Raw genomic sequence first — 1,489 nt, forward strand, 5'->3', positions numbered from 1 at the left:
TTAGGGGTGTTTTCAACCCTCATCGGATTGATTGTAGCCTATTTAACAACCTCTACCATCAGCCGCGCCGTTAAAACATTGAATGAAAACGTCCATACGATGGTAAGCAACAAAGATCTCACCCATGCGATAACACTCCCGGGTAAAAATGAGCTGACCGAAGTCGCCGACAATATCAACGCACTGACCAATGCGCTGCGTGATACGTTTGCCACGGCGCAGCACTCCTCATCCGAAAATCTCTCTGTGGCTACAGAACTCTCCGCAACCACCTTATCGATCGGTAAGCAGGCGGAAGATGCTTCTAAAATAGTCACAGAAACCACCGAAAACGCTAATATCATTAAAAATGAGATGAACGAAGCCGTTATTCGAACCCATGAAGTAAGCGATATGGCAACCAATGCGCGAACCAACCTCAACGCAGCCCAGAGCGCTCTCAAAGAGACGGTTGAATCACTTAATCAAACGGTAGAGATTGAAGCCGCGATGAACGAAAAACTAAACTCCCTAACCCATGAAGCGGAACAAGTGAAAAACGTCCTCACGGTTATCTCCGATATTGCCGATCAAACAAACCTTTTGGCACTCAATGCGGCTATCGAAGCAGCACGGGCAGGTGAACATGGTCGCGGTTTTGCCGTAGTAGCCGATGAAGTACGCAAACTCGCCGAACGGACCCAAAAGAGCCTTGTCGAGACGAATGCAACCGTGAATGTCATTGTCCAGTCCATTATGGATATGTCGGAGCAAATGAATGACAATGTTCACCGTATGGAAAAACTCTCCCATCTCTCAAGTGAAGTCGAATCGTATACTGAGATGGCGGTCAATACCCTTACAGATACGGTTGAGGGGATGCACGAAGTCGCACAGAAAGCGGAAAGCAATACCAAACGTAACGATGTTATCATTGATGAGATCAATAAGATCAGTGTCATGTCGGCATCCAATGTCCGAAATGTGGAAGAGATCGCGGCGGCAGCTGAGCATCTACACCACGTAGCCGCTGAGATGACGGCACAAATTTCTACCTATAGAACATAAGTCTTTCCAAAAGAGAGCCACGGTATACTCATCCCATGAAAACCGTCTCTCCCGCTCTTTTAGCGTCATTTTCCGCTATTACCGCCGCCTTTACCTCACGGCACGGCGGTATTTCCAAAGCTCCCTATACTGATGCCAATCTCGCGTTTCATGTCGGAGATAATCCCGAAGACGTTGTAAAAAATCACGATCTTCTTGCCGATAAACTAGGTTTCAATCGTCACTCTCTCATCCATATGCGCCAAATCCACTCCGATCGGATCGTTATCGTTGATGAAACCCTCACTTTCGATGCACCCCCCGAATGCGATGCCCTCATCACCAACCGCACAAACACTCCGCTCATGGTGATGAGTGCCGATTGTACGGGGGTATTGCTCTACGATCCGATCCAACAAGCGATAGGGGCAGTCCATGCGGGACGCTCTGGGGCACTGCATGC

At 48.5% G+C, this 1,489-nt stretch carries 2 protein-coding genes; both read left to right on the plus strand.

What is annotated here, in order from left to right; all coding sequences use genetic code 11:
• A partial coding sequence (locus tag A2517_RS09070; RefSeq protein ID WP_294896270.1) for a methyl-accepting chemotaxis protein occupies positions 1–1,047 on the plus strand: 1,047 nt, incomplete at its 5' end.
• A 35-nt stretch (positions 1,048–1,082) separates the two neighbouring features.
• The coding region (locus A2517_RS09075; RefSeq protein WP_294896272.1) for a laccase domain-containing protein at positions 1,083–1,489 on the plus strand (407 nt) is incomplete at its 3' end.

Origin of the sequence: Sulfuricurvum sp. RIFOXYD12_FULL_44_77 (assembly GCF_001830725.1) — a bacterium.
Taxonomy (GTDB): domain Bacteria; phylum Campylobacterota; class Campylobacteria; order Campylobacterales; family Sulfurimonadaceae; genus Sulfuricurvum; species Sulfuricurvum kujiense_A.